A 24298-nucleotide genomic window follows, 5' to 3' on the forward strand; every position below is an offset into this window, starting at 1 on the left:
ATATGCTCAACACTCTATCTATAAAAAATTATGCATTAATTGATGACCTAAAAGTTGACTTTCCTAAAGGCTTTATTATTATCACAGGCGAAACAGGTTCAGGAAAATCTATAATGCTTGACGCTCTTTCCTTAGTATTGGGGAAACGTGCCGATATGTCTGCTTTGAGGAATAAAGATGAAAAATGTGTAATTGAAGCCGAATTTTCTTTGCAAAATTATGAATTTCAATCTCTCTTCAATGAGCTGGAAATAGATTATGACACTCAAACTATTATACGTCGTGAAATTCTTCCTTCGGGAAAATCTCGAGCTTTCGTGAATGATTCTCCTGTAACATTAGACGTGCTTTCACGTTTAGGTGAAGTACTCGTAGATATTCATTCTCAGCACCAAACTCTTTCTTTAAGTGACACAGCTTTTCAGTTTGAAATTATAGATGCAATGGCTGAAAATAAATCTTTATTAGAGGAATACCAACGCCTTTTAGCACTACTTAAAAACGAACAAAAAAAACTACAAGAGCTCATAGATTTCCAACAGACAGCTAATAAAGAATACGATTACAATCTGCACCAACTCAAAGAACTGAAATCGGTTACTTTAGGAGAAGGCATTTTGGAGGAATTGGAAGAAAGCTATGAAGAAGCCTCTAACATTGAAGAGATAAAAGAAAGTGTAACTGAAAGTTTATATTTACTCAACGATGAGAACATAGGTATTTTGAATAATTTGCGTGAACTGCGTCGCTCTTTTTCAAATCTTACAGAATACAAACAGCAATACCGCGAATTATATGAACGCATTGACTCAGCTTTCTTAGATTTAGAAGATTTGAGTAGAGATGTAGCAGACATTGATGAAAACATAGAAACAGACCCAGAAAATTTAGAGGAAATATCTAAGCAACTCAATAAAATCTACTCACTTCAACAAAAGCACAAAGTAACAACCGTTGAAGAGTTGATGAGTATTCAAGAACGTTTAGAGAAGGCTGTTTCTAAAACTGAAAGCGCAGATTTCGACCTTAAAGAACAACAAGAGTTAGTTGCAAAACATCAAGCAGAAACTTCTAAAAAAGCAACTGAGTTACACAAAACTCGTGAAAAAGTAGTTCCTACTCTCACTAAACAATTAGAGAGCTTTATGCACGAATTAGGAATGCCAAATGGGCGTTTTGATATCAAGCTAACATCTACCTCACATTTCTTTAACAACGGAAATGATGAGCTCTCATTTTTATTTTCTGCCAATAAAGGAGGAGATTTTGGACCATTAAAGAAAGTAGCTTCAGGAGGAGAACTGTCGCGTATAATGTTAGCTGTAAAAGCTATAATGGCAGCACATACAGCGCTCCCTACTATTATGTTCGACGAAATTGACACAGGAGTATCAGGGGAAATCTCTCAAAAAATGGGTGATATAATGAAACAAATGAGCAAAAACAGACAGGTTTTTGCTATTACCCATTTACCGCAAATAGCTGCTAAAGGTGCTTATCATTTTAAAGTATTTAAAGAAGATATAACAGGTAAGACAACTACCCATCTTAAAATGCTCACCGAACAAGAACGCATTTCAGAACTCTCAGAAATGCTTGAAGGAAAAAATAGTGGTGAATCAGCTCGTAATCACGCAATAGAGCTTTTAAGAAAAGGATAAAAAACAGACAAGTATTAACTTTCTAAACTAATAATAAATTATTATGCTTCCCATTGAAGAGTATAAAACAGCTTTTTTACAGCATATAGAAAAAATTTTTACTCCCAAAGAGCCTATTCACCTCTATGAACCCATTCAGTACATTCTTAACTTAGGGGGAAAGCGTATTCGCCCTATACTTACCCTTATTGCAACCGATATTTTTGGTAAAGACTATCACAAAGGACTTAATGCAGCTACTGCCATAGAGGTTTTTCACAACTTTTCACTTATCCACGACGATATTATGGATAATGCTTTTCTAAGGCGTGGCAAACCTACTGTACATCAAAAATGGGATACAAATGTAGGTATACTTTCAGGAGATGCTATGCTTATCATTGCCTATAAATTATTAGAGAATTATCCTTCAAAAATATTTCAAGAATTAGTAAAAACATTAAGTGAAACAGCCCTTAAAGTATGTGAAGGACAGCAAATGGATATGGATTTTGAAAAGCTACAAGAGGTAAGTATTGAGGCATATATGCAAATGATTTCATACAAAACTTCAGTTCTTATAGGAGCTGCCTTACAAATGGGTAGTATTATCTCTGAAACTACTAAGGAAAACCAAATAAATATGTACAATTTCGGTTTAAATTTAGGAATAGCTTTTCAGTTACAAGATGATTATTTGGATACTTTTGGAGATGCTTCATTTGGTAAAAAAATAGGAGGTGATATTATAGAAAATAAGAAAACTATACTCTATTTAAAATCTTTAGCACTAAGCAATGAAAAACAACGTGAAGAACTATTGAGAGCATATGCTTTAAATGAAGTTGATAATAAAATAGCAAGAGTAAGAGAGATTTTTCAGATAACAAATGCAGACAAAGCAGTTCGCCAGCTGATAGAAAATTATACTCAAAAAGCTCTTATGATATTAGAGAAAATAACTATAGGAGATGATAAACGAGAATACCTCAGAACTTTTGCCCTACAATTAATGGATAGAAAAATATAAAACGGTATAGATTTTGTGCTTATAAAACAAGATTTCAAAACCTTTTAAATAACTTATGATATGAAAAAAACAACTGTTTTTATACTCCTAATTATGGCTGTTGTTCTTAGTTCTTGTGCTAGTGTATATGTAGCTACAGATTATGACCAACAGGCCGATTTTTCTGCATACAAATCATTTGCTTTCTTTAAAGAAGGTATTGATAAAGTTCCTATCTCAGATTTAGATAAGAAACGTATCCTACGAGCTATTGAGCGTAATTTAACGTCTAAAGGGATGACACTTTCTGAAAAACCAGACGTTTTAGTAAATATCTTTACACGTGAACAAGAAAATGTAGATGTGTACAACAATTCTCCATACTATTGGGGCTGGGGAATGGGCTGGGGACCTTTTTGGGGAGGAGCAACCTATAATGTAGCTCGAAGTACAGAAGGTTCTCTTTATATTGAAATTATAGACGCTCATAAACGCGAACTCATTTGGCAAGGTAAAGGTATAGGTAACCTACCTCAAACAACGGAGCGCAAAGAAGATGCTATTAATAACTTTGTAAATAAAATGTTAGAAAAATATCCCCCAAAACAGTAAGTCTCACAAATTATTCAAGTACTTACTCATAATAAAAGTTTCCTAAAATATGGAAACTTTTTTTGTTTATTAAGTTTTTTATCGTACCTTTGCCCCCGATTTAGAACAAACAAAAGATGGATTTAATTAAACTTTCTATTAAGCGTCCCAGTGTACTTATTGTGATGCTCTTGTTGTTGCTACTTGGTGGCTTCTATTCGTATAAGTTATTGAACTACGAACTCATTCCTAAGTTTGAAGTGAATGTAGTTACGATCTCTACTGTGTATGCGGGAGCCTCTCCTTCGGAGATTGAGAGCACCGTGACAAAGAAAATCGAGGATGCCGTTTCGGCTTTGGAAAATATCAAAAAGATACAATCATATTCGTATGAAAGCCTTTCGGTGGTAGTAGTACAACTTACTAACGATGCGAATGTAGATAATACCCTTAATGAGGCACAGCGCAAAATTAATGCAATAAGAGCTGATTTGCCCGATGATGCTAAAGAGCCATCATTGAGTAAATTCTCTCTTTCCGATTTGCCTATTGTGTCTATTGGGGTAACTTCTAAGTTATCGGCACAAGAATTGTACGATTTGGTAGATAAAAAAATACAGCCAGAGTTATCACGTGTTCCAGGAGTAGCACAAGTGAATATAATAGGTGGTCGCAAACGCGAAATACGCGTGAGCATTGATGCTAAGAAGTTAGAAGGTTATGGTCTTTCTATTGCTCAAGTACAACAATTGATTGCAGCTTCGAATATGGAAATTCCTGCGGGTAAAATTAAAACTCGTGAGAATAGTACCTCTATACGTTTGCTTGGTAAATTACAAGATGTAGAACAATTGCGCAACCTTATACTTGCTTCACAGAATGGAGTAGAGATACGACTTTCGGATGTAGCTGATGTGCAAGACACCGAAGAAGAAGCTACCAAAATAGCGCGTATAGACCAAGAAAATACTCTCTTGCTACAAGTATTGAAACAAACCGATGCTAATGCTGTATCGGTGAGTGAGTTGGTACGCAAGAAGATGGAACAAGTGGAGCAGACTTATAAAAATGAAGGTGTAAAAATGTTATTGGCAGAAGATACCAGTGAGTTTACCTTAGAAGCAGCCAACTCTGTAATGTCCGATTTGATATTGGCAATTGTATTGGTAGCAGTAGTGATGTTCTTCTTCCTTCACAGCCTACGTAATGCTATTATTGTAATGGTATCTATACCTACTTCTCTGATTGCTACTTTTATAGGTATGTATTTCTTTGGTTTTACACTGAACTTGATGAGCCTTGTTGCCCTTTCGATGGTGGTAGGTATCTTGGTGGACGATGCTATTGTAGTATTGGAAAACATTCACCGCCATATGGAGATGGGTAAGAATAAAGTGCGTGCTGCTTTTGATGGTTCTAAGGAAATTGTGCTTACTGTAATGGCAATTACCTTAGTAATTGTTGTAGTGTTCGTTCCTATTTCATTAGGTAATGCTATTGTAGTAAAAGTATTGCGTGAGTTCTGTTTGACTGTAGCTATTGCTACAATGCTTTCATTATTGATGTCTTTTACAGTAGTCCCTTGGTTGTACTCTAGGTTTGGAAAATTAGAACACGCAAATCCCAATTCATTTTTGGGAAAACTAACCATAGGCTTTGAAGGATACCTCAAACGATTTACACAGTTCTTCTCTGACTTATTGGTATGGGTATTTGCCAATAAATGGAAAACTATTATTTTGGTATTTTTCCTTTTTGTAGGTTCTTGTTCATTGATTCCTACTGGATTTATCGGATCTGAATTTATGCCTAATATGGATAGAGGAAAGTTTTTAGTGCAGTTTGAATTAAATAAAGATGCTTCCTTAGAGCAGACTAACTTTATGACCCAAAAAGCTGAAAATTATCTTCGTAGCTTAAAAGTAGAGGGTACCAATAAACCTTTGGTAGAGAGTATGATTACTACTGTAGGACAGTCTACCAGTGGTATGGGAGCTTCACAAGCAACCCCTTATAAATCGGAAATACAGCTTACTATTATCGATAAGAAAGAGCGTAGTGAATCGACTAAAGTGATTGCGGCAAAGCTGAAACGCAAACTGAGTCAGTATTTGGTAGATGCTAAAGTAAAGACGGTGCCTGTAGGATTGATGGGAGCTGAACAAGCACCAATTGCTTTGGTTGTTACTTCTGACAATGTGGAAGTAGCCCAACAGTACGCTGAGAAAACAGCTGAGCTTCTTAAAACTGTTGAAGGTGCTACTGAAATTAAGCTTTCCTCAGAATCTGGTAATCCCGAAATAAATGTGCAGATAGACCGCGATAAGATGGCAATGTTAGGACTTAATATTGCTACTGTAGGGGGAACGATGCGAACCGCTTTTAATGGTAATGACGACAGTAAGTTCCGTACAGGAGATTCAGAATACAATATTAATATAGTGTTTGAAGAAGGTAGCCGTCAGTCTATAGACGATATAGAAAATATGATGTTTATCAACTCAGTGGGACAACAGGTAAAACTATCACAATTTGCTAATATTGTTTATGCTTCAGGACCTACACAGCTAGAACGTTATGACAAATCGCCTTCGGTAACCGTAAAAGCTCAATCGGTAGGTCGTCCTACAGGTACTATAGTTTCAGAATGGAAAACTAAGATAGACCAATTAGAAAAGCCTGCTAACGTACACTTTGTTTTTACGGGTGACCAAGAGATGCAAGACGAGGGGTTTGGCACCTTGTTTATATCGCTATTTGCTGCTATTCTCTTAGTTTATATGGTAATGGTAGTGTTATACGACAGTTTTTCACGACCTTTTGTAGTATTGTTCTCTATACCGCTTTCGTTCATTGGAGCTTTAGTAGCTTTGGCATTAGCCAATATGTCACTCAATATCTTTACTCTTTTAGGTATCATTATGCTTATTGGGTTGGTTGCTAAGAACGCAATTATGTTAGTAGACTTCGCTAACCACCGCAAGCAAGAAGGGGAAGATACAGTAACTGCATTAATACAAGCAAACCACGCCCGTTTACGCCCTATCTTGATGACGACTATCGCAATGGTAGCAGGTATGATTCCGCTTGCTATTGCCAATGGAGCAGGTGCCGAAGTGAACAATGGTTTGGCGATTGTAATTATAGGTGGACTTATTTCCTCATTGTTCTTAACACTTATTGTAGTGCCTTTGGTATATCTTATTTTTGACAATATTGGCAGACGTTTCGGTAAAGGTACTAAAACTGATTACGAAAAACTGATGATTGCTGATTATGAGCACAGAGACATCAAAGGCGAACACGAAGTATAACTATAATTCATCTTATTTTTTACTTATCTCTTAGACGGTGCGAGGTCGTAGCACGACAGGCAGATAGAGCGAGACGCATAGGCAGATAGGAAAAAGACGAACGAATGACGAACGAATGACGAACGAATGACGAACGAATGACGAACAAAAGACGAACAAAAGACGAACAATGAACGAACAAAAGACGAAGGAATGACGAACAAAAGACGAAGGAATGACGAAGGAATGACAGACCTAAGATGATATTAAGTTGAACTAATGTTAGTCAGTTCATTTATTACCGCAACGGTATGACAGGCTACTATGGCTGCTGTCTCGGTGCGTAAGCGAGTATCTCCTAATGAGATAGGCACAAATGCTTGTTGCAAAGCGGTGTTTATCTCATTAGTAGAGAAATCGCCTTCAGGACCTATAAGCACGGTAATACGCTCAGGAAAGGGCTTGAGGGCGCGAGAGAGCAAGCGCTTTTCATTTTCTTGACAGTGAGCTATATATTTAGCTGAACTATCTGTCAGCATCGTTTTGAAAAACTGAGCTGATGCAATAGGCGCATTCAGTTTAGGCAAATAGCATTGCAACGATTGTTTCATTGCTGAAAGGAGTATCTTTTCAAAACGCTCTACTTTGATAGTGGTACGCTCAGAATGTTCACAGATAATAGGAGTAATTTCATCAACGCCTATTTCGGTGGCTTTCTCCAAAAACCACTCATAACGTTCATTCATCTTGGTAGGTGCTACCACCAAATGTAAGTAGTAAGGACGGGGAAGCTGAGGAGTACATTTCAGTATAGACACCTCACATTGTTTAGGTGTAGCGAAGTCTAATTTTGCTTCAAAAAGAAGTCCTTTACCATTGGTAATATGGAGTATATCGCCTGATTTTTTGCGCAGTACTTTTACTATATGTTGGCTTTCTTCCTTATCAAAAAAGCAATTTGTGCTACTTGAATGAAGGCTGGAGTGGAAAAATAATTGCATACTCATAATTTTATTTTCTTAGAAAAAATGGGCTTTATTGCGGGACAAAGATACAACAAAATAAAAAAAAGTAGATTTTTTATTTTGTAATTATAAAAATTGACTTACTTTCGCCCCGTGAAAAGTAATATTAATATGAAACGTGTAATAGTAGACTACAACAAACTAACTAATGAGATTCTCTCAATGTTGGTAGAGAAATACCCCGAAGGGTATACAGATGCAGATGTGATTCGTTTTAAGAATGCTAAAAATGAAACAGTTGATGCCTTGGAAGTCCGTACTGATGACACTATATATTTAGTGAAAGTGAGTACCCGCTTAGCTGACACTATGGAAAACTTCGACGAAGATGATGACTTTATGAATAACGAAGAAGATGATATGAGTGTAAGCAATTTAGATATACCTGATGACTCTTCATTAGACGACGAATAATAAAACACTAAAAAGCGTATGATTACCGCTTATATTCCTTATCAAAATATTCGTTTTTTCTCTAAACTCATCACTGATTATGTAGGTGAGAATAAAAAATTACGTCCTTTTTATCATAATTTCCCTTCATTGTTAGAGTTTAAAAAGCAAATAGAAGAAAAAGCTCTTGATTTTACCGAGGAGAAACGCCATATTTTGGTCAGTAGTTTAAAAGAACAATACGCTGAGGTAAAAACTACTCCGAAAGTACTTAAAAACATCGAACTTTTATCCAAAAGTAATACTTTTACCATCACTACGGGACATCAATTAAGTCTTTTTACAGGACATCTTTACTTCATTTTCAAGATAATTTCGGTAATTAATACTGCTAAACAGCTCGCCGAAAAGTACCCTGATAAGCACTTTGTACCTGTATATTGGATGGCTACAGAAGACCACGATTTTGAGGAGATTAACCACTTTCACTTCAACAATCGCACAATTTGCTGGAATAGCGACCAAACAGGAGCCACAGGCAACTTTGCTACTGACACACTTGAAGCGGTGTTTCATACTTTTGACAAAGCCATAGGTCTAGGCAAAAATGCTAATACTTTGCGCACACTCTTCCACGATAGTTATCTGAAAAATAAAGATTTAGCCTCTGCCACTCGTTACTTAGTAAATGCTCTCTTTGAAGCATACGGAGTTGTAGTAATAGATGGCAACGATAAAGCCCTAAAAAGGCAATTTATCCCTTACATAAGCGATGATTTACTGCACAGTGTGGCACATACTGAGGTTACTAAAAGTATTAAGGCTTTACAGACTGTAAATAGCTCTTATCCCGTGCAAGTGAACCCTCGTGAGGTGAATATGTTTTATCTTACAGAAGGAGGACGACATCGTCTTGTGCGCACTGCGAACGGCTTTGAGGTACACGATACGGATATTCGTTTTTCTGAGGAGGGGATTTTAGAGGAACTACGCACCTATCCAGAACGATTTTCGCCCAATGTAATCTTACGACCTTTATATCAAGAGGTAATATTACCCAATTTGGCATATATTGGTGGAGGCGGTGAAATAGCTTATTGGCTGGAATTAAAAGGCTTTTTCAATAAGGAGAAAGTACCCTTCCCGATACTAATGCTACGCAATTCAGCAATGCTTATTTCGCAAAGACAAGCTGAAAAACTACAAAAACTAAAACTTTCAGTAGAAGACTTATTTCTAAAACCAGAAGATTTAAAAAACAAGAAAGTAAGACAGTTAAGCGAATTTCCTATAGATTTTACTCCTGAAAAAGAGTTACTACACAAGCAGTTCGAGCATTTATATGAGTTAGCTAAACACACTGATGTTACTTTTGAAAACGCTGTAAAAGCACAAGAAGTAAAACAGCTGAAAGGGTTAGACAAACTGGAAAAACGCCTCTTAAAAGCCCAGAAAAGGAAGTTTGCAGAGGAATTGGAACAGACTATTTTTTTACAAAATGAACTCTTTCCTAATGGAGCCTTACAGGAGCGTTTTGCTAACTTCACAGATTTCTATTTGATGAAAGGAGAAGAACTCATTCCTGAGTTAATAAAAGACTTTAATCCGTTTGATTTTAGGTTTGTGGTAATACAATAAAAATGTTGTATCTTTGCACCCAAAATAACGAACAATGAAAAGTATTCTTGAAATAAGAACAGACTTCCCTATACTCTCACGCACTATTCATAACAAACCTCTTATCTATTTTGATAATGGAGCAACTTCACAAACGCCTACACAAGTGATAGAGGCAATAGTGCATTATTACAGTTACCAAAACGCTAATATACACCGTGGAGTACACACTCTCAGCCAAGAAGCTACTGATGCTTATGAAGAAGCGAGGAAGAAACTACAGCGCCACTTCAATGCCCGTAAAAGCTCTGAAATTCTTTTTACTGCGGGAACTACACACGGTATTAATTTAGTGGCTAATGGTTATGGCACACTGATGCAAGAGGGAGACGAAGTAATTATTTCGGCTTCAGAACACCACAGCAATATAGTGCCTTGGCAATTAGCTTGCCAACGGAGTGGAGCTACCTTAAAGGTAATCCCGATGAATGAGAAAGGAATTTTGGACTTAGAGGTGTATAACCAACTGCTAAATAAACGTACGAAGATAGTGTGTGTACAGCACGTATCGAACGCCTTAGGAAATATTCACCCTATAGAAGAAATTATAGAAAAAGCACACCGCGTAGGAGCTGTTGTATTAGTAGATGGAGCACAAGCAGCCCCACATTTGCAACCCGATATGCAAACTCTCGATGTTGATTTCTATGCTGTTTCAGCTCATAAAATGTACGGACCTACGGGGATAGGAGCGTTGTATGGTAAAGAAGAATTACTATTACAATTACCTCCTTATCAAGGAGGGGGAGAAATGATAAAAGAAGTACATTTTGAAGAGAGTACTTATGCCGATCTCCCTTATAAGTTTGAAGCAGGTACTCCTAATATTTGTGGAGGTATTGCGTTTGGAGTTACAATTGACTATATACAGCAATTGGGAATGGAAGCTATTGCTGCACACGAACACAAATTATTAGAATATGCTATCGCTAAATTACAAAATATAGAAGGCATTACTCTTTACGGTAATGATGATTTGAGTAAGCGTACCGCTGTTATATCATTTAACTTACAAAACATTCACCCTTACGATGTAGGTGTAATTCTCGACCAATTTGGAATTGCTGTACGCACGGGGCATCATTGTGCCCAACCTATTATGGACTTCTACTGTATACCAGGTACAGTTCGTGCCAGCTTTGCTGTTTACAATACCTTTGAAGAAATAGATACCTTTGTAGAAGCTGTAAAAAAAGCTCAGAAAATGTTAAGCTGATAAACACACAAAAGAAATATAAGATATAAATACTATAGTTTCTCGTAAAAAGGTCTCTCTATATCAAAGATTTCGCGCAATAGTTCTTCGGTATACTGACTGTACAAAGCGAGAGTTTGAGCAGTTACATCACAGTCTTTTACCTTGTCGATATAGGTGTGGAAACGCAAGAATCCTTTTTGCAAACGCTTGAATGATAGGTTGGCAACTATCATCGGTTCATCAATCTTTAAATGCTGGGTAATCATATAAGCATAAGTGAGGAGTTGGAAGGCTTTGCCATACTTAATATCGGTAATGAGGTTATTCCAATCTTTGATGCGCACATCGGTTTCTTCTACAATACCTGTTTTGTAGTCGATAATGTGCAACACTCCGTTACGTCTATCCACCCGGTCGATAATCCCTTTGAAATTAACAAGAAAAGGCAAGTGAGAAGCTTGGAAAGGTATTTTTATTTTCTGTTCTAAATACAGAGGAATAATTTCAGTACCACTCTTTATTTCGTTGAGTTCCAAAGTTAAAAAACTACGCACATATTTCTCTATTACATTGAAAATAAGCCAGTTTTTGCCCGTTCTGAAATCAGTACTTCGGTACTCTTCTTCAAAGCGTTTTTCGATAGTGGGAAGTACCAAAAGTTGCATTTTTTTAATGTACTCTTCGGTGAGTATTTCATTTAAGAAAGGTGTGTACAAATCTTCTAAAGTGCCGTGTACGATATTTCCAAAAGTACGGGCTTCAACAGTTTCTTCTACCTCTTTTTCTTCGTATACCTGTAGTACTTGTTGCTCGTAGAAAGTGAGTGGATTGCGGATATAAGTAGTTAGTGCTGAAGGTGAAATGCCTTTCTCCGCAAGTGCCTTTAGTGCATCGATTACAGAGGTCGTTTTTTTGATGTTAAGAGGTCGCAACACGGCAGGATATACCTCAGGTGCCTTAATTTGATGCACTACCTTGTGAGTGGGAATTTTCTCTGCCAACAATTGGAGAATAAACCTACTTTTTTCCTTGCTTTTCAGACTATTCATCTCGGTATCGTAAAATAGGTGTACTTGTTTGGCGCGCTGTAAAATACGGTAGAAGTTGTAACTGTACACCGCATCACGCTCTTTGTAGGTGGGCAATTCCAGTTCGTACTTCACATCGTAAGGAATCAGAGAGTTGTCGCTTTTGCCTAAGGGTAATACGCCTTCGTTTACCGAAGTGATAATCACGCGCTCAAAATCCAAACTACGGCTTTCCAACACACCCATAACTTGCAAGCCTTCCAAAGGCTCACCGCGGAAATTGAGTGAACTCTTCTGTAAAACATCTAAATAGAAATGATAAAGTGTTTTCACTGAATCGATATAGTTGTACTGCTCTTGCAACTGCTTCAACTGATTGAATAACTGAAAGAAGCGATAAGCATACTCTTGAGTGAGTAGGTGAGTATTGCTCTCAGGGTCGATTTGTGCTTTTAGGCGATAGATAAGCGTAATAGCATTGTCGATAAGGGTAGTGATGAGTGCTTTGCCTTTGGCATCGGGGAATAGCAAAGTAAGCTTTTTGTGTTCGGTTTCATCTACCGACTCGAATAGCTTTTTACGGGTGATATAGGTGAGGTTGTACGTTTTGATGTACTGCGAAATATGGCGCACCACTTCTTCTTTTAGCAAGGTGTGCAAGAAAGGTTGTGAGAGCAGGTTCAGTATATCTTTATGGTAAAAACTCTTGGAAAGATGCAAGCGAAAATAGGCAACAAAAAGGTCGTTGAGAGGAGTTTGTTGCAAGGGGTAGCCCATAGTAATGTTCACACTTGTTTTGGGTTGCACGGCTTGTAGTACAGGTATGAGCAAATTCTCATCGGCGATGATGAGGGCTGTTTTTTCCAATTGATTAGAGGGGGTATTCTTGAGCAGTTCGGCTACACTATGTGCCTGATTGATGCTTTTGGGTACTCCCGTGAGATAGAGTTCTTTTTCTTTTTCGTAATTGCTTTCTATAAACTTAGGCTTATGGGTTTGGTAATAACGCCAGTTTTTTATATACTTGCGCAAGAAGAACCCTGCATCGTGGGCTGGATTGTTTAAAAAATAAGTATCACCGTCCCAATAAATTTCACCGCCTATATCCATTAATATAGATTGAATGACGTGCTGTTCGGCTTTGGAAAGGGCGTTGAAACCGACGAATATATGAATGCTATTGCTGTGTGTTTGCAGGTATTTTGGGAGTTTTTCAACAGCTTTTTTAGCGATGAAACCGCCATAACCTTTACCCATTTCGGTGAGTTTGCTGTTGAGAGCGAAATAGTAATCGCCGAGGCTATTCCAGAAAGCTAAGTGCTTTTTCTGCATCTCGCTAAGCTCGTCCATACCCGACCAATGTTCTACTTCTTTGAGGGCGTGAATATAAGGGAATATCTTATCGGGATTTACCAAATACTGGTCGATTTCACTAAAATCTTTGAGAGCCGTTTGTCCCCAGCTGAGGAACTCTTCAAAGCTATCGGGGGTATCTTTACAAGTTTTTACATAACAATCGTAAAACTCGAAGAGCAAAGGCAAATTGCTGATAGGTTGCAGGTCCGAAATACGCGTAAATAGGTCGGCTATCCCGATGAACTCAGGGGCAATAGTAGCGTGCTTTACTTGCTCGGCAAAGTGTTTTTTGAGGAAGAGTGCAGGGCGTTTACCCGTAGTAACAAACACAAGACGCTCTATCTTATCAGAATAGTTTTCTAAAACATCGGTAATAACTTCTTGTAGATAACTCATAATGATTTGCTAATCTTTTAATTCCATCATTTCTTCAGCAACCGTACTCCCATATAGCCCAAAGGCAATGCCATTACTCCCAAATAGAAAGCGTGGCGTATCACTACCTCAGGAGCGTAGATTATTACTACTGCCAAGCCAAAGAGTGCCCCACCTAAATGAGCTGCGTGCCCTAAATTGTCTCCTTGTTGTGGGTTGAACATCATAAATACCGAATACCCAAAGTATAATGCTCCAAAGAGCCACCCTGGCAAGAAGTTTACACTCAATGCTGTAGGATATAGAGCAATAGCTGCAAAAATAATCCCCGATACAGCTCCCGAGGCCCCTATGGCGGAGTAATAGGGCTGTTTTTTGTAAATGTACAAACTGAACACACTCCCCAGTAGCATTGAACCAAAATAGATAAGCAAGAATAGTAGGTTCCCCATAGAACCGATAATCACATCTTGAAAGAAGTAGAGTGAAATCATATTAAAAATGAGGTGTTCCCAGTTGGCGTGCAAGAAGCCTGAGGATACCAATCGCACATAATCGCCCTTTTGCACTGCTCCTACATTGAACTTATAACGGTTGAAAAAAGTAGGATTGTTAAATCCATAATAACTCATTGCTATAGTCGCAAGAAGAATGATAATAAAAGTGATATTCATAAGTTTTATATTTTAAATCCACAATAAGATAGTAAGTACTACTGCAAAGATAATCACCAATGGCATACAAAACTGCAACCACTGTTTGTAGTTAATATTCACCATTGCTAGTGAAGGTAAGATAAGTCCCGTAGGGGTGATAAGCCCCATAATACCCATTCCAAAAAGATAAGCACTCACCACACTGTGTCCTTCTACTCCCACAACCGAAGCCAGTGACCCTATAATAGGCATCGTGAGTACCGCCATTCCTGAGGAAGAAGCTATAAATAAACTCAGTACACCAAATACTAACATCAGCATTGGCAAAAAGACCATTGGCGACATTCCTTGTACAAGGTCAGTGGCGTAATGCAAAATCGTGCCCGATATTTGTCCGTCGTTCAGTATAAACGATACCCCTCTGGCTATCCCTATGATAAAGGCTACGCTCAGCAAATCGCGTGCTCCTGCCATAAACTGACTGATAAACTGTTGTTCACTACTACGTTGTAAGATAGCAATCACAACAGCAGCTACCAAAAAGAGAGCTGTCATCTCTTGAAACCACCATTCCCATTGCGATACACCTACAATCATCACTATAAACGAGAGCGCAAATACTAAGAGCTCTATTTTAGTAGAAAGCTCTAAGGAAGTGGTCTTTTCTGGGGTATTAGCATTGTAGATTTCAGGGAGGACTACTCCATACACAATTGACTTTTCGGGGTGTTTGCGTACTTTTTCGGCATAACGAATAATATAAATAATACTTATCAGCACACATACCGCTAAGGCTATCACACGTATGCTAAGCCCCGACGTCCAATCTACTCCGGCGGCATCTGAGGCAATAATCACCGCAAACGGATTGGTAGTCGATGCCATAGAGCCTACATTTGAACCTATGTAAATCACTGCTAAGGGTACCATTAGGTCGTAGCCCGCTGCTAAAAAAATAGGCACTAACATAGGGTAGAAAGCAAGCGTCTCTTCGGCTAATCCAAAGGAAGTGCCTCCCAGCGCCAACAGAGTAGTGAGCAGAACGATAAGGATACCCTCGCGCCCTTTGAGTCGGTGTGCCAAATAGCCTACGCCCATATTTAGTGCTCCCGAACTGTTGAACACCCCTATAAAGCCTCCTAATATGAGTACGAAAAGAATCACCTCTATACTGTCGTAGATTCCTCGTATAGGTGAAAAAAGCACAGATTTAGCTCCTTGCGGGTGAGGTACGCTCTGCACATAAGTATTAGGTATCGAAATAGGCTTCTTAATCTTTTCATCTTTAAACTTGCTCAACTGAATATGAATACCCAAGTCGTCGAGTTGTTCTTGAGTAGCAGGTACAGTATAAGAATTATTTACAGTGTGTATCACAAAAGAGTCTTGTTGCTTATCATATTGCAAAGTGCTATATGACCCCGATGGCAACAAAAAAGTAAGGCTCGCAGCCAACACTATCACCAGCATCAGTACAGTGTAAGGGGTAGGAAATTTGAGTTTTTTCATCAGTTCTGTTCAAGGTTATTAAAAATCGACTTGCCTCCAAATATTCATTAGGCAAAGATATGGTTTATTTTTTTATTTGAGCAAATTTTTAATACTTTTCTGAACCAAGTACATTAAATTTACTCCAACTTATCTTTGCGTTAGATTCACTTTATCCCCATCCTTTCTTCGTTCATTGTTCGTCTTTTATTCGTCATTCCTTCGTCTTTTGTTCGTCTTTTGTTCGTCTTTTGTTCGTCTTTTGTTCGTCTTTTGTTCGTCTTTTGTTCGTCTTTTGTTCGTCTTTTGTTCGTCTTTTGTTCGTCTTTTGTTCGTCTTTTGTTCGTCTTTTGTTCGTCATTTCTTCGTCTTTTGTTCGTCTTTTGTTCGTCATTCCTTCGTCTTTTGTTCGTCATTCCTTCGTCTTTTGTTCGTCTTTTTCCCATCTGCCCGTGCGGCTCGCACCGTCTTTTGTTCGTCTTTTTCCCATCTGCCCGTGCGGCTCGCACCGTCTTTTGTTCGTTCATTTTTTGTCTCACTTTTTCCGTTGCTACACTCCCTCTCCTTCGGAGAGGGTTGGGGAGAGGATATTTTATTCGTCTTTTCTCCATCTGCCCGTGTGGCTCGCACTCGTAGAATATACTTTTTCAATTTTCACTTTTCACTTTTCACTTTTATTCGTACCTTTGCCACCCAAAAATATATAATTCAAAACTCAAAAAATGTCTAAACGTTATACCATTACGGCAGCCCTACCCTATACCAATGGACCTATTCACATCGGTCATTTGGCGGGAGTATATGTGCCAGCTGATATTTTTGCACGTTATCAACGCTTAAAAAACAACGATGTAGCCTTTATTTGCGGAAGCGATGAACACGGAGTAGCTATCTCTATCAAAGCCAAAAAAGAAGGTACTACCCCACAGGCTATTATCGATAAATACCACGCGATTATCAAGCAATCATTTGCCGATTTTGGCATTTCATTCGACAACTATTCGCGTACTTCTGCCCCTATCCATCACCAAACAGCTTCCGATTTCTTCAAAAAACTGTATGAACAAGGTGATTTTATCGAAGAAATATCTGAACAACTCTACGATGAAGAAGCTCACCAATTCCTTGCCGACCGCTTTGTGATTGGTACTTGTCCAAAATGTGGCAATCCCGAGGCTTACGGCGACCAATGTGAGCGTTGTGGTAGTTCACTCAACGCTACCGACCTCATCGACCCTAAATCGTCAATCACAGGAAGCAAACCTACGTTAAAAGCTACCAAACACTGGTTTTTACCCCTCAATCGCTACCAAGAGTTTTTGGAAAAATGGATATTAGAAGGTCACAAATCCGATTGGAAACCTAATGTATATGGGCAGGTGAAAAGTTGGTTAGACGACGAACTCAAACCGCGTGCTGTAACTCGCGACCTCGATTGGGGAATTCCCGTACCCGTAGAAGGCGCTGAAGGCAAAGTACTCTACGTGTGGTTCGATGCGCCTATCGGTTATATTTCTTCTACTAAAGAGTGGGCTGAACGCGAAAGCAAAGACTGGCGTCCTTATTGGCAAGACAGTGATACCCAATTGGTGCATTTCATTGGGAAAGACAATATCGTATTCCATTGCATTATCTTCCCAGCAATGCTCAAGGCTGAAGGTAGCTTTATACTGCCTGCAAATGTGCCTGCTAATGAGTTCCTAAACTTAGAAGGCAACAAGCTCTCTACCTCCAAAAACTGGGCTGTGTGGTTACACGAGTACTTGCAAGATTTTCCTAATCAGCAAGATGTATTGCGTTATGTTCTTACCGCCAACGCTCCCGAAACCAAAGACAACGACTTTACTTGGAAAGACTTCCAAGCGCGTAACAACAACGAACTTGTGGCTATCTTTGGAAATTTCATCAATAGAGTGGTGGTGCTAACACAGAAATATTATGAAGGAGTTGTGCCACAAGCAGATACTTATAATAACGTAGATACTGAAACTCTTCGTCAAATCACAGAACTTACCGATAAGATAGAACAATCATTAGAACGTTACCGTTTTCGCGAAGCCCAACAAGAGTTGATGAATATGGCACGCTTAGGCAATAAATATTTAGCTGATGAAGAACCCTGGAAACTCATCAAAACTGACCCAGAGCGCGTAAAGACTGTAATGTACATAGCTTTACAAATTGCAACAGCTTTGGCTGTCGCTAGCGAACCTTTCTTGCCTTTCACTTCCGAGAAACTCAAACGTATGTTGCAATTGGGGACAATTACTTGGGAAAGTCTAAAAACAAACGCCACCGAATTGCTAAAAGCAGGACATCGTATAGGCGTTGCGGAACTTCTTTTTGAAAAGATTGAAGATGCCGCTATCGAAAAGCAATTACAGCGTTTAGAGAACACTAAATTAGCTAATAAGCAAGAAGCACAAGTCAATGCTGAAACTGAAGTAGCTCCACAAAAAGAACTTATCAGTTACGATGATTTTGCAAAGATGGACATTCGCATTGGTACTATCTTGGAAGCCGAAAAGATGCCTAAGGCAGATAAACTTCTCGTTTTAAAAGTAGATACAGGTATTGATAAACGCACTATTGTTTCGGGTATAGCCCAAAGTTTCGCTCCTGAAGAGATTATAGGTAAAAAGGTAACTGTATTGGTAAACCTTGCTCCGCGCAAACTACGCGGTGTGGAAAGCCAAGGAATGATACTAATGGTAGAAAAATCCGAAGGCAAATACACCTTCATCAATCCTGATGCCGATGGAATTAGTAATGGTACAGAAGTAAAGTAAGAATATTATAAAAGTAGAGTTACATTGTATCTCTACTTTTTTCTTTTTAAGATATCTATCATTACCGCGATGATAATGAGTAGTACTCCTATAATAAGATTTGTTGTAAGACTTTCTTGCTGAAATATCCAAATACTGATAGCTACTGCTACAATGGGTTCCATTACCCCAATGATAGCTGTAGGAGTAGAACCTATCATTCTGATAGCATAAATAAGGGTGATGATAGAAAACAAAGTAGTTACTATACCGAAACTTGTGAGCAGTAAACTCATTTTTACTTCTGGAATGGGGAGAGGGGTACCTATAACCCATAGTTTTACAAGAAAGTAAACTGAAGAAAATAAGGTAGAATAAAACGATACTTTTATTCCTGAAGCCGATATTTTAGACTTATTGACAATGAGCATATAGAGTGCATACGAAACTGCCCCAAGTAATGATACTCCTGCCCCTACATAGTTGATTGAAAAGTTTGTTACATCTTTTACACTGAGTAAGAAAACACCTATTAATACAATAAAAAGTGCTAAAATCGTAGGAAAAGTAATATGTTCTTTGAAGAAAACACCCAAAGCAAGTGCTACTATTAGTGGATACATAAAAAATATAGTAGAAGCAATGCCTGGAGAGAGCAAATCGTAGGCAAGAAAGAGAAATTCAGCTGAAAGAGCGTACAGCAATCCTAAAATAAGGAAGATAAACACTTCACGAGGGGTAATGCGCAGTGTCTCTTTTCGGTAGAAAAGATAAAGCATAATAAAAAGACTCGTCGTAATAAAGCGATAGAAAAGTGCTGCATCTACTGAAAAACCTTGCTGTTTGATAGGAATCATAAACAGCGGAATCATACCATAAGTAACCGCTGAAATAAAAGCTGCTAAATACCCTTTTACTATATCTTTCATAGTAAAAATTAAAAGAGTTCCATTACATAAGGATAATAAATGATACAGAGCACAATGCTTACAGGTATCACAGCAAAGCCTACACTTCCGGCAGCAACATCTTTGATAATCCCAATAGTTTTATGATGATCGGGGTGGATGAAGTCACAGAGTTTCTCAACGGCTGTATTGAGACCTTCAACTGATAACACTATAGCGATACACAACAGTTGTACAATCCACTCATTGGTAGTAATGCCGAAACAAAAGCCTAAAATCACCCATACTAAAGAGATGACGATGTGTACCATCACTGGGTGTTCATTCTTTATTAAATAAAACAAACCTTGAAATACATATTGTAAGCTTTTGAGTCTTTTTCTTATAAATTCCATAATTCTTTATGCTGATTTATTTTTTAAATCGCATTCCGATAACGCCAAAGATAGCTTCACAGATAATGCTTTTATTCATTTTTGATTTTCCTTTAATTCTATCGGTAAAGATGATAGGTACTTCTGTAATTTTAAACTTTTTAAGATAAGCACGGTACTTCATCTCTATTTGAAAGGCATATCCCACAAATCGGATAGTATTCAGGTCGATGCTCTCTAATACTCTTCGGTGGTAACACACAAAGCCAGCAGTAGGGTCTTTGATTTTCATTCCTGTAATCACCCTCACATAGATAGAAGCCCCATAGGATAACAATATACGTTGCAAAGGCCAATTCACTACATTCACACCTTTTACATAACGCGACCCAATCGCAACATCGGCACCTTGCTGACAAGCCTCATAAAGTCGCAAGAGGTCAGTAGGATTATGAGAGAAATCGGCATCCATCTCAAAAATATATTTATAATCGCGTGCCAATGCCCACTGAAAGCCGTGAATATAAGCTGTTCCTAAACCTTTTTTCTCCGTGCGCACCTCTAAAAAGAGTTGGTTAGGGTAAATATTTTGTAATTCGCGTACCTTATCGGCAGTACCATCAGGAGAATTGTCGTCTACAATAAGAATGTGAAACTTATCACTTTGGGCAAATACTGCCTTTATGATAGCTTCTATATTTTCAATTTCATTATATGTAGGAATGACAATTAACAATGGACAATTAATAATTTAACAAGGTGGGTATACACAAAAACTTTGCCAAAGTTGGTCGTAGCATAGTAAGCTATCTCACTTTGGCAAAGTATTTTTATATAAAATATTCAGTTTACCATTATTGTTAGCTGAATTACATATCTCCCATTTCTTTAGTAAGTTCAGCATTCATAGCGCGGTATACGCCTGTTTCGAGTTTCTCACGAATCGCTGAGAATGCTTTCAAAGTACGGTCGATATCTTCTTTACTATGTGAAGCGGTAGGGATAATACGCAAGAGTATCATTCCTTTTGGAATCACAGGATAAACTACAATAGAAAGGAAAATACCGTAGTGCTCGCGTAGATCGTTTACCATCGCCATTGCCTCAGGAATACTACCGTGCAAGAATACAGGCGTTACACAAGTATTGGTATTACCGATATTGAAACCACGCTCTTTAAGTCCGTTTTGCAAACGATTTACATTATCCCATAACTTTTGTTGTAGTTCAGGCATTGTTTCCATCATTTCCAAACGTTTCAAAGCACCTTTTACATAAATCATCGGAAGTGATTTAGCAAACATTTGAGAGCGGAGATTATATTTGAGGTAGTCCACTACTTTAGCATTTCCAGCGACGAAAGCTCCAATACCTGCCATTGATTTGGCAAAAGTAGAGAAATAAACATCAATTTCATCTTGTACGCCTTGGTGAACTCCTGTTCCTTCTCCACGAGGGCCTAAGGTACCAAAACCGTGCGCATCGTCTACCAAAAGGCGGAAAGGATATTTCTTTTTAAGGGCTACGATTTCTTTAAGTTTGCCTTGTTCGCCACGCATCCCGAAAACACCTTCTGAAATCACCAAGATACCGCCTCCTGTAGTTTCAGCTAATTTGGCAGCACGCTCTAAGTTTTTCTCAAAGCTCTCCATATCGTTGTGTTGATAGGTATAGCGTTTACCGAAGTGCAAGCGTACCCCATCGATGATACAAGCGTGTGCATCAACATCGTATACAATCACATCGTTTTTAGTAACCAAAGCATCAATGATAGATACCATTCCTTGGTAACCGAAGTTGAGCAAATAAGATGCTTCTTTGTGTACAAATTTGGCTAAACGTTTTTCGAGTTCTTCGTGCATAGTAGTATGCCCGCTCATCATACGAGCCCCCATAGGGTAAGCTGCACCATACTCGGCAGCTGCTTCGGCATCTACTTTGCGCACTTCAGGATGATTGGCAAGCCCTAAATAGTCGTTAATACTCCAGTTGAGGATTTCTTTCCCTTGGAATTTCATATGAGGACCTAATTCACCTTCTAATTTAGGGAATACATAATACCCCTCGGCGTGTTCTGACCAACGCCCTATACTTCCTTTATTTGCATAAATATGCTCAAATAAATCTTTCATTCGTTCTTTATCTTATTTTGTTAATTGATAATTGTTAGTCAATAAATCCTTGTTTTTTCATCCAGTCGTCGCTATAGATTTTGTTCATATAGCGCGAACCGTGGTCGGCGAAGAGGACTACTACAATACTATTTTCGTCGAATTTACCTGCCTCGGCATATTGTTTTACCGCTTGTATTGCAGCCCCACTGGTGTAGCCCATAAAGAGTCCCTCGGTACGTGCTAATTTGCGAGCCATAAGTGCTGCATCTTTATCGGTTACTTTGATGAACTCATCAATGACATCGAAATCAGTAGCAGTAGGAATTAGGTTTTTACCTATTCCTTCTATTTTGTACGGATATACTTCGGCAGGGTCAAACTCTCGGGTTTCGTGATATTTTTTGATCGCCGAACCATATGCATCTACCCCTAATACTTGCACTCTTGGGTTTTGCTCTTTTAGGTAGTGAGCAATACCTGAAATGGTACCGCCTGTTCCACTACATACCACCACGTGAGTAATCTCGCCTTGTGTTTGTTCCCATATCTCACGCCCTGTCTGGTAATGAGATTCTGGGTTTAGTGGATTGAAATACTGATTGATGTAAATTGAATCGGGGATTTCGCTGTGTATGCGTTTTGCTACCTCGTAATAAGAACGAGGATCATCGGGAGCGACATTTGCAGGGCACAAATGCACCTCTGCTCCTAAGGCTTGGAGCATTTCTACCTTGTCGTGAGACGATTTATCGCTAATAGCAATGATACAGCGGTAGCCTCTTAGGGCACTTATCATTGCTAAACTGTAGCCTGTATTGCCAGAGCTAGTTTCTACGATGGTACTACCTGGTTTAAGTAATCCCTTACGTTCGGCATCTTCTACAATGTACTTAGCCACCCTATCCTTAGCAGAATGACCCACATTGAAAGCCTCTAGCTTTGCAAAATAACGCCCTTTGAGACCTTTGGTAATTTTGTGCAATTCCAAAAGGGGCGTATTACCAATGAGTTGTAGTAAGCTGCTATGTACGTTCAATGATTCATCTATTTTCATTAGTTACTTAGTTTATTTTGAGTGGCAAAAATACGAATAATTTATCAATTAGCAAATTTCTATGAGTCCTTGAAAGTTGAGTTTGTAGGGTTCATCTTTATATAAAGGGAGGGTTTCATCTGTTACATTGCTAAGCCCTACACCAGCGTAGAAAGTGCGAGCGTTGTGTTTTTCGGCGTGTTTGCGCACGACTTCCATAAATACGATATCATACTCGGTAGGGTCGTCGCCATAGGGTACTGCCCGCACAATGATGAAGTACTTTTGGTTGTTCTTGTCTACGCATACAAACTGAGGGTCGCGTTTGAGTTCACTATTTACCAATAGGAATTCCCATTGTAGTTCCTTTTGCAAGGCTTCACCTACAATGTTCATCGCTAAATTGTGGAGTTCTTGACCTGTGAGGGGCGTCATATTCACTTTTTATATAGCGACTATTTTGCCAATTGTTCTAAACCATATACTATCAAGTCTTCTACTACTTTTTTAGTATCCTTAGTGAAAGTACCTGTAGGGCGGTTGGCAATGATAGCATTGAGTGAAACAGCTTGGTGTCCTAAGAGTTTAGAGAGCCCATAGATAGCAGAGGTTTCCATTTCGAGGTTCGTCATACGATGACCATTGTGATTGAAGCTATGGAGCTTGTCGTTGAGGTCAGGGTCTTGCACTTGTAAGCGCAATACGCGTCCTTGAGGACCGTAAAAACCTGGAGCAGTACCTGTAATACCTTCAAATACTCTATCGGTGAGGAGGCGTTTTTTGAGTTCTTGTCCGCAAGCAATGATATAAGGGCGACCTTTGAGAGGATTCCAACCTGTATGAGCAATAAAAGCCTCTTCCATAGCGAGTTCACGTACCTTAGGACTATCTTTATACGAATGGAACATATTGTCCATACCCAATCCGTGAGAAGATAGCACAAAACTATCTACGGGTATATCAGCTTGTAGAGAGCCAGAGGTACCGAAACGCACTATATTGAGCGAGGTGAGCTGTTCTTTGGGCTGACGCGTATGCAAATCAATATTGGCAAGGGCATCGAGCTCGTTGATAACAATGTCGATATTGTCAGGACCTATACCCGTAGAAATTACAGTAAGACGTTTGCCTTTATAAGTACCTGTATGGGTGCAGAATTCGCGTTTTTGGGTGCTAAATTCTATATTGTCAAAATAAGCACTCACACGAGGTACACGATTAGGGTCGCCTACCAAAATAACAGTATCGGCTACTTGTTCAGGTCGCAAATTGATGTGGTAAATACTACCATCGGGATTCAAGATAAGTTCAGATTCTTTAATCATAGTATGGTGGGTTTTTAATTCTAAAATATTATTACTTATTATATTTG

Annotated in this window: 20 protein-coding genes; 8 read left to right on the plus strand and 12 right to left on the minus strand. The window is 38.6% G+C overall.

Annotated features, from left to right (window positions below):
- Positions 1–2: 2 nt before the first annotated feature.
- From recN to C3V44_RS03065, 4 genes are all read left to right on the plus strand, one after another.
- Positions 3–1661, plus strand: coding sequence for a DNA repair protein RecN (recN, locus tag C3V44_RS03050; protein ID WP_106095478.1), 1659 nt, complete (start codon positions 3–5; stop codon positions 1659–1661).
- Between the two features lie 43 nt (positions 1662–1704).
- Positions 1705–2670, plus strand: a complete 966-nt coding sequence (locus C3V44_RS03055; protein ID WP_106095479.1) for a polyprenyl synthetase family protein — start codon at positions 1705–1707, stop codon at positions 2668–2670.
- Between the two features lie 60 nt (positions 2671–2730).
- The gene (locus C3V44_RS03060; protein WP_106095480.1) at positions 2731–3261 is read left to right on the plus strand and encodes a DUF4136 domain-containing protein; all 531 of its coding nucleotides are present in this window, start codon (positions 2731–2733) and stop codon (positions 3259–3261) included.
- A gap of 116 nt (positions 3262–3377) precedes the next feature.
- Positions 3378–6554: an efflux RND transporter permease subunit gene (locus C3V44_RS03065; RefSeq protein ID WP_106095481.1), complete on the plus strand. Its 3177-nt coding sequence runs from the start codon at positions 3378–3380 to the stop codon at positions 6552–6554.
- Positions 6555–6799: 245 nt separating this feature from the next.
- Here the strand turns inward: C3V44_RS03065 and C3V44_RS03075 are convergent, their stop codons facing one another.
- Entirely contained in the window at positions 6800–7540 is a 741-nt protein-coding gene (locus C3V44_RS03075) for a 16S rRNA (uracil(1498)-N(3))-methyltransferase (RefSeq protein WP_106095483.1), read from the minus strand.
- 129 nt (positions 7541–7669) lie between these two features.
- On the opposite strand from C3V44_RS03075, the gene C3V44_RS03080 reads away from it, so the two are divergent.
- From C3V44_RS03080 to C3V44_RS03090, 3 genes are read left to right on the plus strand one after another with little or no spacing between them, the layout of a single operon-like run.
- Positions 7670–7972 carry a hypothetical protein gene (locus C3V44_RS03080; RefSeq protein WP_002671767.1) on the plus strand — a complete coding sequence of 101 codons (303 nt, stop codon included), beginning with the start codon at positions 7670–7672 and terminating at the stop codon, positions 7970–7972.
- A gap of 18 nt (positions 7973–7990) precedes the next feature.
- Entirely contained in the window at positions 7991–9589 is a 1599-nt protein-coding gene (gene bshC / locus C3V44_RS03085; RefSeq protein ID WP_106095484.1) for a bacillithiol biosynthesis cysteine-adding enzyme BshC, read from the plus strand.
- 34 nt (positions 9590–9623) lie between these two features.
- Positions 9624–10844 (plus strand): aminotransferase class V-fold PLP-dependent enzyme, encoded by a 1221-nt coding sequence (locus tag C3V44_RS03090; RefSeq protein WP_106095485.1) that lies wholly within the window; start codon positions 9624–9626, stop codon positions 10842–10844.
- Between the two features lie 32 nt (positions 10845–10876).
- Here the strand turns inward: C3V44_RS03090 and C3V44_RS03095 are convergent, their stop codons facing one another.
- The 4 genes from C3V44_RS03095 to C3V44_RS12030 form a co-directional block, all read right to left on the minus strand.
- Positions 10877–13606, minus strand: a complete 2730-nt coding sequence (locus C3V44_RS03095) for a PD-(D/E)XK nuclease family protein (RefSeq protein WP_106095486.1) — start codon at positions 13604–13606, stop codon at positions 10877–10879.
- A 26-nt stretch (positions 13607–13632) separates the two neighbouring features.
- Positions 13633–14259, minus strand: a complete 627-nt coding sequence (locus tag C3V44_RS03100; RefSeq protein ID WP_016478692.1) for a rhomboid family intramembrane serine protease — start codon at positions 14257–14259, stop codon at positions 13633–13635.
- 12 nt (positions 14260–14271) lie between these two features.
- Positions 14272–15750 (minus strand): YfcC family protein, encoded by a 1479-nt coding sequence (locus C3V44_RS03105; RefSeq protein ID WP_106095487.1) that lies wholly within the window; start codon positions 15748–15750, stop codon positions 14272–14274.
- Positions 15751–15896: 146 nt separating this feature from the next.
- Positions 15897–16256, minus strand: a complete 360-nt coding sequence (locus C3V44_RS12030) for a hypothetical protein (protein WP_164996587.1) — start codon at positions 16254–16256, stop codon at positions 15897–15899.
- Positions 16257–16451: 195 nt separating this feature from the next.
- Here C3V44_RS12030 and metG point away from each other — a divergent pair, with 195 nt between their 5' ends.
- Positions 16452–18518 carry a methionine--tRNA ligase gene (gene metG, locus C3V44_RS03115; protein ID WP_106095488.1) on the plus strand — a complete coding sequence of 689 codons (2067 nt, stop codon included), beginning with the start codon at positions 16452–16454 and terminating at the stop codon, positions 18516–18518.
- Between the two features lie 32 nt (positions 18519–18550).
- Here metG and C3V44_RS03120 read toward each other — a convergent pair whose 3' ends face one another.
- From C3V44_RS03120 to C3V44_RS03150, 7 genes are all read right to left on the minus strand, one after another.
- Complete coding sequence (locus C3V44_RS03120) at positions 18551–19426, minus strand: DMT family transporter (protein WP_106095489.1); 876 nt, start codon at positions 19424–19426, stop codon at positions 18551–18553.
- 8 nt (positions 19427–19434) lie between these two features.
- Positions 19435–19800 carry a diacylglycerol kinase family protein gene (locus tag C3V44_RS03125; protein WP_106095490.1) on the minus strand — a complete coding sequence of 122 codons (366 nt, stop codon included), beginning with the start codon at positions 19798–19800 and terminating at the stop codon, positions 19435–19437.
- A gap of 16 nt (positions 19801–19816) precedes the next feature.
- Entirely contained in the window at positions 19817–20515 is a 699-nt protein-coding gene (locus tag C3V44_RS03130; RefSeq protein ID WP_106095491.1) for a polyprenol monophosphomannose synthase, read from the minus strand.
- 133 nt (positions 20516–20648) lie between these two features.
- Positions 20649–21911: an aminotransferase class I/II-fold pyridoxal phosphate-dependent enzyme gene (locus tag C3V44_RS03135; RefSeq protein ID WP_106095492.1), complete on the minus strand. Its 1263-nt coding sequence runs from the start codon at positions 21909–21911 to the stop codon at positions 20649–20651.
- Positions 21912–21945: 34 nt separating this feature from the next.
- Positions 21946–22947, minus strand: a complete 1002-nt coding sequence (locus tag C3V44_RS03140; protein ID WP_002671739.1) for a PLP-dependent cysteine synthase family protein — start codon at positions 22945–22947, stop codon at positions 21946–21948.
- A gap of 48 nt (positions 22948–22995) precedes the next feature.
- Positions 22996–23361, minus strand: a complete 366-nt coding sequence (locus C3V44_RS03145) for a hypothetical protein (protein WP_009418728.1) — start codon at positions 23359–23361, stop codon at positions 22996–22998.
- Positions 23362–23381: 20 nt separating this feature from the next.
- Entirely contained in the window at positions 23382–24251 is an 870-nt protein-coding gene (locus tag C3V44_RS03150; protein WP_106095493.1) for a nucleoside phosphorylase, read from the minus strand.
- Between the last annotated feature and the right edge of the window lie 47 nt (positions 24252–24298).

The organism is Capnocytophaga sp. oral taxon 864 (assembly GCF_002998835.1).
Classification (GTDB): Bacteria; Bacteroidota; Bacteroidia; order Flavobacteriales; family Flavobacteriaceae; genus Capnocytophaga; species Capnocytophaga ochracea.

What these genes read in the sequence shown, in the direction of transcription:
- C3V44_RS03105 (WP_106095487.1), bottom strand. Translation starts at nt 15,750, where the DNA reads ATGAAAAAACTCAAATTTCCTACCCCTTACACTGTACTGATGCTGGTG.
- C3V44_RS03060 (WP_106095480.1), top strand. Translation starts at nt 2,731, where the DNA reads ATGAAAAAAACAACTGTTTTTATACTCCTAATTATGGCTGTTGTTCTT.
- C3V44_RS03075 (WP_106095483.1), bottom strand. Translation starts at nt 7,540, where the DNA reads ATGAGTATGCAATTATTTTTCCACTCCAGCCTTCATTCAAGTAGCACA.
- metG (WP_106095488.1), top strand. Translation starts at nt 16,452, where the DNA reads ATGTCTAAACGTTATACCATTACGGCAGCCCTACCCTATACCAATGGA.
- recN (WP_106095478.1), top strand. Translation starts at nt 3, where the DNA reads ATGCTCAACACTCTATCTATAAAAAATTATGCATTAATTGATGACCTA.
- C3V44_RS03125 (WP_106095490.1), bottom strand. Translation starts at nt 19,800, where the DNA reads ATGGAATTTATAAGAAAAAGACTCAAAAGCTTACAATATGTATTTCAA.
- C3V44_RS03065 (WP_106095481.1), top strand. Translation starts at nt 3,378, where the DNA reads ATGGATTTAATTAAACTTTCTATTAAGCGTCCCAGTGTACTTATTGTG.
- C3V44_RS12030 (WP_164996587.1), bottom strand. Translation starts at nt 16,256, where the DNA reads ATGAACGAACAAAAGACGGTGCGAGCCGCACGGGCAGATGGGAAAAAG.
- C3V44_RS03100 (WP_016478692.1), bottom strand. Translation starts at nt 14,259, where the DNA reads ATGAATATCACTTTTATTATCATTCTTCTTGCGACTATAGCAATGAGT.
- C3V44_RS03090 (WP_106095485.1), top strand. Translation starts at nt 9,624, where the DNA reads ATGAAAAGTATTCTTGAAATAAGAACAGACTTCCCTATACTCTCACGC.
- C3V44_RS03120 (WP_106095489.1), bottom strand. Translation starts at nt 19,426, where the DNA reads ATGAAAGATATAGTAAAAGGGTATTTAGCAGCTTTTATTTCAGCGGTT.
- C3V44_RS03135 (WP_106095492.1), bottom strand. Translation starts at nt 21,911, where the DNA reads ATGAAAGATTTATTTGAGCATATTTATGCAAATAAAGGAAGTATAGGG.
- C3V44_RS03055 (WP_106095479.1), top strand. Translation starts at nt 1,705, where the DNA reads ATGCTTCCCATTGAAGAGTATAAAACAGCTTTTTTACAGCATATAGAA.
- C3V44_RS03145 (WP_009418728.1), bottom strand. Translation starts at nt 23,361, where the DNA reads ATGACGCCCCTCACAGGTCAAGAACTCCACAATTTAGCGATGAACATT.
- C3V44_RS03150 (WP_106095493.1), bottom strand. Translation starts at nt 24,251, where the DNA reads ATGATTAAAGAATCTGAACTTATCTTGAATCCCGATGGTAGTATTTAC.
- C3V44_RS03080 (WP_002671767.1), top strand. Translation starts at nt 7,670, where the DNA reads ATGAAACGTGTAATAGTAGACTACAACAAACTAACTAATGAGATTCTC.
- bshC (WP_106095484.1), top strand. Translation starts at nt 7,991, where the DNA reads ATGATTACCGCTTATATTCCTTATCAAAATATTCGTTTTTTCTCTAAA.
- C3V44_RS03095 (WP_106095486.1), bottom strand. Translation starts at nt 13,606, where the DNA reads ATGAGTTATCTACAAGAAGTTATTACCGATGTTTTAGAAAACTATTCT.
- C3V44_RS03140 (WP_002671739.1), bottom strand. Translation starts at nt 22,947, where the DNA reads ATGAAAATAGATGAATCATTGAACGTACATAGCAGCTTACTACAACTC.